Origin of the sequence: Amycolatopsis kentuckyensis (genome assembly GCF_002155975.1) — a bacterium.
In the GTDB taxonomy this organism is placed as follows: Bacteria; Actinomycetota; Actinomycetes; order Mycobacteriales; family Pseudonocardiaceae; genus Amycolatopsis; species Amycolatopsis kentuckyensis.
In genome coordinates, this window is the sequence record NZ_MUMI01000272.1 from 1 (window position 1) to 4,869 (window position 4,869).

The following is a 4,869-nucleotide window of genomic DNA, read 5'->3' on the forward strand; positions in this document are numbered from 1 at the left end:
AGGGGTTGCTGGCGGCGGCCGCGGCGGAGTTCGCGGCGCAGGCCCGGGACCTCGGCGCCGACGAGGCGGCGGCGGTGGAAGCGGTCCGCGCCGCCTGGCCGGGCTGAGCCGCCCCTCGCGCCCCGAAGGCACCAGCCCGGGACACCCGGCCTACTTCCCCCCGAGCAGTCGCCCCACCGCGGCCACCACCGGCTCCAGGACCTCGACCTCGCGCGGCGTCCCCACGCACTCGGTGATCCCCGCGCCGACCACCTCGAACCGGGCCAGCGCGTCCAGCTCCGACACCAGCCGCGCGATCGTCCAGCCGTCCGGCTCCGGGTGGTTCAGCCCCGCGAACTCGCGCGCGTCCAGCACGTCCAGGTCCACGTGCACGTACAGCTGCTCCACGCCGGCCAGCGCCTCGACCGACGTCACCGCCAGGCCCCGCGCCACCGCCGCCTCTTCCTCCGGGTCGAACACGCGCGTCCCGGCGAGGGCCACCCGGCCGGGCTCCAGCGCCGGGTCCGCCGCGAACTCCGGGTCGCCCTCGCCGAACAGCGACCGCAGCACCATCCCGTGGAACGCCCCCGACGGCGACGATTCCGCGGTGTTCAGGTCCGGGTGGGCGTCGAACCACGCGACACCCAGCCCGGGTCCGTACCGGTACCGCGCGACGCCGATCGGAACCAGCTCGACCCCGCAGTCGCCACCGATCGTCAGCACCGGGCCGCCCGGGGCCTCCAGGGCCGCCAGCTGGGCCGCCCGGTTCGGGCCCGTCAGCACCGCGCGGGACACCACGCCACGGTCCACTTCGGACACCGCCTGCGTCTGGCGGACGTGGTGCACGGGCCGGCCGAGCACATGCCCGGCCAGCTCCGCGAGGGCCACACAGCCGTTCGGCAGCTCCGCCGCGCGCGGTCCCGCCGCGCCCTGCCGTTGCGGTACGGCGTTGATCAGCATCCGCCGAGCGTATCGCTCACTCGAGGACCAGCAGAAGGTCACCGCCTTCGACCTGCTGCACCGCGGTGATCGCCCGCCTGGCCACCTTGCCGCCGGCCGACGCCGTGATCGAGGCCTCCATCTTCATCGCCTCGATCGTCGCCACCGTCGCGCCGGCTTCGACCGTGTCGCCCTCGGCGACCTGCAGCGTCACCACGCCCGCGAACGGCGCCGCGACCTGCTTCGGGTTGCCCTTCTCGGCCTTCTCCGTCGCCGGGATGTCCGAGGCGATCGAGCGGTCGCGGATCTGGATCGGCCGCAGCTGGCCGTTCAGCGTCGACATCACCGTGCGGACGCCGCGTTCGTCGGCCTCGCCGATCGCCTCCAGCTCGATGAGCAGCCGCACGCCCGGCTCGAGGTCGACCGGGTACTCCTCCCCCGGCCGCAGCCCGTAGAAGAAGTCCTTGCTGGGCAGCACCGACGTGTCGCCGTAGGCCTCGCGGTGCGCCTCGAACTCCTTCGTCGGCCCGGGGAACAGCAGCCGGTTGAGCGTCCGGCGCGGTTGGGCCGCCAGCGCGGCACGGTCCTCTTCGGACAGTTCGACGACCGGCTTCGCGGCGGCCCGGCCTTCCAGGGCCTTGGTGCGGAACGGCTCCGGCCAGCCGCCGGGCGGGTCGCCCAGCTCGCCGCGCAGGAAACCGATCACCGAGTCGGGGATGTCGAACTTGTTCGGCTCCGCCTCGAAGTCGGCCGGCGAGACACCCGCGCCGACCAGGTGCAGCGCGAGGTCGCCGACGACCTTCGACGACGGCGTCACCTTCACCAGGTGCCCGAGGATCTTGTCCGCGGCCGCGTACATGGCCTCGATGTCCTCGAACCGGTCGCCCAGGCCCAGCGCGATGGCCTGCGTGCGCAGGTTCGACAGCTGCCCGCCGGGGATCTCGTGGTCGTAGACGCGCCCGGTCGGCGACGCGAGCCCGGCCTCGAAGGGCGCGTAGATCTTGCGCACGCTCTCCCAGTACGGCTCCAGGTCCCCGATCGCCCGCAGGTCGAGCCCGGTGGTGCGGGCCGAGTGGTCGGTGGCCGCCACGATCGAGGACAGCGACGGCTGCGACGTCGTGCCCGCCATGGACGAGACCGCGCCGTCGACGGCGTCCGCGCCCGCGTTGATCGCCGCGAGGTAGGTGGCCAGCTGGCCGCCCGCGGTGTCGTGGGTGTGGATGTGCACCGGCAGGTCGAACTCCTTGCGCAGCGCGGTGACCAGCTTGGTCGCCGCGGGCGCGCGCAGCAGCCCGGCCATGTCCTTGATCGCCAGGACGTGCGCCCCGGCGCCGACGATCTGCTCGGCCAGCTTGAGGTAGTAGTCGAGCGTGTAGAGCTTCTCGCCCGGGTCGGACAGGTCCGAGGTGTAGCAGAGCGCCACCTCGGCGACGGCCGAGCCGGTCTCGCGCACGGCTTCGATGGCCGGGCGCATCTGCTCGACGTCGTTGAGCGCGTCGAAGATCCGGAAGATGTCGATGCCGGTCTTCGTCGCCTCCTGGACGAAGGCGGTGGTCACCTCGGTCGGGTACGGCGTGTACCCGACGGTGTTGCGCCCGCGCAGCAGCATCTGCAGGCAGATGTTCGGCACGGCCTCGCGCAGCGCGGCCAGCCGCTCCCACGGGTCTTCGGCGAGGAACCGCAGCGCGACGTCGTAGGTCGCGCCGCCCCAGCACTCCAGCGACAGCAGTTCGGGGAGCGTGTTCGCGACGACCGGCGCCACCGCGAGCAGGTCCTTCGACCGGACGCGGGTGGCGAGCAGCGACTGGTGCGCGTCGCGGAACGTCGTGTCGGTGACGCCGATGTGCGGCGACTTCCGCAGCCACTCCGCGAACCCGGCCGGGCCCAGCTCGGCGAGCTTCTGCTTCGACCCGGCCGCCGGCTGGGCGTCCTTCGGCAGCTTCGGCAGCTTGATCGTGGCGTCCGGCGTCTTCGGGCGCTCGCCGTGCGGCTTGTTGACCGTCTGGTCGGCGAGGTAGGTCAGCAGGCGCGTGCCGCGGTCGGCGGACTGCCGCGCGGTGAGCAGCTGCGGGCGCTCCTCGATGAACGACGTCGTGACGCGGCCGGCGCGGAAGTCCTCGTCGTCGAGGACGGCCTGCAGGAACGGGATGTTCGTGGCGACGCCGCGGATCCGGAACTCGGCGACGGCGCGGCGCGCGCGGCCGACGGCGGTCTTGAAGTCGCGGCCGCGGCAGGTGAGCTTCACCAGCAGCGAGTCGAAGTGCGCGCTGATCTCGGTGCCGGAGAAGGCGGTGCCGCCGTCGAGCCGGATGCCGGAGCCGCCCGGCGAGCGGTAGGCGGAGATCATCCCGGTGTCCGGGCGGAAGCCGTTGGCCGGGTCCTCGGTGGTGATGCGGCACTGCAGCGCGGCGCCGCGCAGGTAGATCTTGTCCTGCGACAGGCCGAGGTCGGCGAGGGTCTCCCCGGAGGCGATCCGCAGCTGGGACTGCACGAGGTCGACGTCGGTGACCTCTTCGGTGACCGTGTGCTCGACCTGGATGCGCGGGTTCATCTCGATGAAGACGTGGTTGCCGCGCTTGTCGAGCAGGAACTCGACGGTGCCGGCGTTGCGGTAGCCGATCTGCCGGGCGAACTTGACGGCGTCGGCGCAGATGCGGTCGCGCAGCTCGGGGTCGAGGTTCGGCGCCGGGGCGAGCTCGACGACCTTCTGGTGGCGCCGCTGCACCGAGCAGTCGCGCTCGAAGAGGTGGATGACGTTGCCTTCGCCGTCGGCGAGGATCTGCACCTCGATGTGCCGCGGCTCGACGACGGCCTTCTCGAGGAAGACGGTGGGATCGCCGAAGGCGGACTCGGCCTCGCGCGCGGCGGCCTCGATGGACTCGCGCAGCAGGGCGGGGTCCTCGACGCGGCGCATACCGCGCCCGCCACCCCCGGCGACGGCCTTGACGAAGACGGGGAAGCCGAGGTCGTCGGCCGCCGCGACCAGGGTGTCGACGTCACTCGAGGGTTCGGACGACCCGAGCACGGGCACGCCGGCTTCCCGCGCGGCCTTGACCGCGCGAGCCTTGTTACCGGTGAGTTCGAGGATCTCGGCGCTGGGCCCGACGAAGGTGATGCCCGCTTCTTCGCACGCGCGCGCGAGATCGGGGTTCTCCGAGAGGAAGCCGTACCCGGGATAGACGGCGTCGGCCTTCGCCTTCTTCGCGGCGGCGACGATCTCGTCGACCGAGAGGTAGGCGCGCACGGGGTGACCGGGTTCGCCGATCTCGTACGCCTCATCGGCCTTCAGGCGGTGCAGCGAGTTGCGGTCTTCGTGCGGAAACACGGCAACCGTGCCGGCACCGAGTTCGTAGCCGGCGCGGAACGCCCGGATCGCGATCTCCCCGCGGTTGGCCACCAGAACCTTGCGGAACATGCCCGGTCCTTCCCTCTTGGATCGGTAAGTCAACGCACGTTACCCGGTTCTTCCCGCTCTGCGGGAGTTCAGTCCCGGGTGATGGACATCATGCGGACCAGGGGGTTCGGTGGTCACCCCTGGTGGCAGTCTTCGACGACACCTCGCCGCACGCCGAGCCGGATGCGGTTCGAGTGGTATTCCAACGTGACCGCGGCGGTCTTGTCGAGGTCGATGACCTGAACGTGGAACCCGTCGCGCTCGCAGCGCTGCCGGGCGTCCTCGGTTGTCCGGCCGACGAGTTCGGCCAGGTCGAACGAAGGCAGCCGGCGTGGGAACGGGGATCCGGGCATGGCGCACCTCCTTCGGGGCCCAGCTTTCCGGAGTCGGGCCGCAGCCGCCAGACGGCGGGTGGGGCGGGCGGTCGGCTGGGCTTGCGGGCCGTCGAAGGTTCCCGGGTTTCGGCAAAGCCGGGTCGTTGTGCCACCACCCCGAAGCTGGGCCGTGGTGACCCACCACCCCGAAGCTGGCCCGCGGTGACCCACCACCCCGAAGCT

General features: G+C 72.2%; 3 protein-coding genes. All 3 read right to left on the reverse strand.

The features are described 5' to 3' along the window. Positions 1-150: 150 nt before the first annotated feature. The 3 genes from CCN39_RS25950 to CCN39_RS25960 all read right to left on the reverse strand — a co-directional run bounded on the left by CCN39_RS25950 (position 151) and on the right by CCN39_RS25960 (position 4,665). Positions 151-939 (reverse strand): arginase family protein, encoded by a 789-nt coding sequence (locus tag CCN39_RS25950; RefSeq protein ID WP_086846212.1) that lies wholly within the window; start codon positions 937-939, stop codon positions 151-153. Positions 940-955: 16 nt separating this feature from the next. Beyond that, entirely contained in the window at positions 956-4,333 is a 3,378-nt protein-coding gene (locus CCN39_RS25955) for a pyruvate carboxylase (protein ID WP_086846214.1), read from the reverse strand. A gap of 113 nt (positions 4,334-4,446) precedes the next feature. Next, positions 4,447-4,665 (reverse strand): hypothetical protein, encoded by a 219-nt coding sequence (locus CCN39_RS25960; protein WP_086846216.1) that lies wholly within the window; start codon positions 4,663-4,665, stop codon positions 4,447-4,449. Positions 4,666-4,869: the final 204 nt, after the last annotated feature.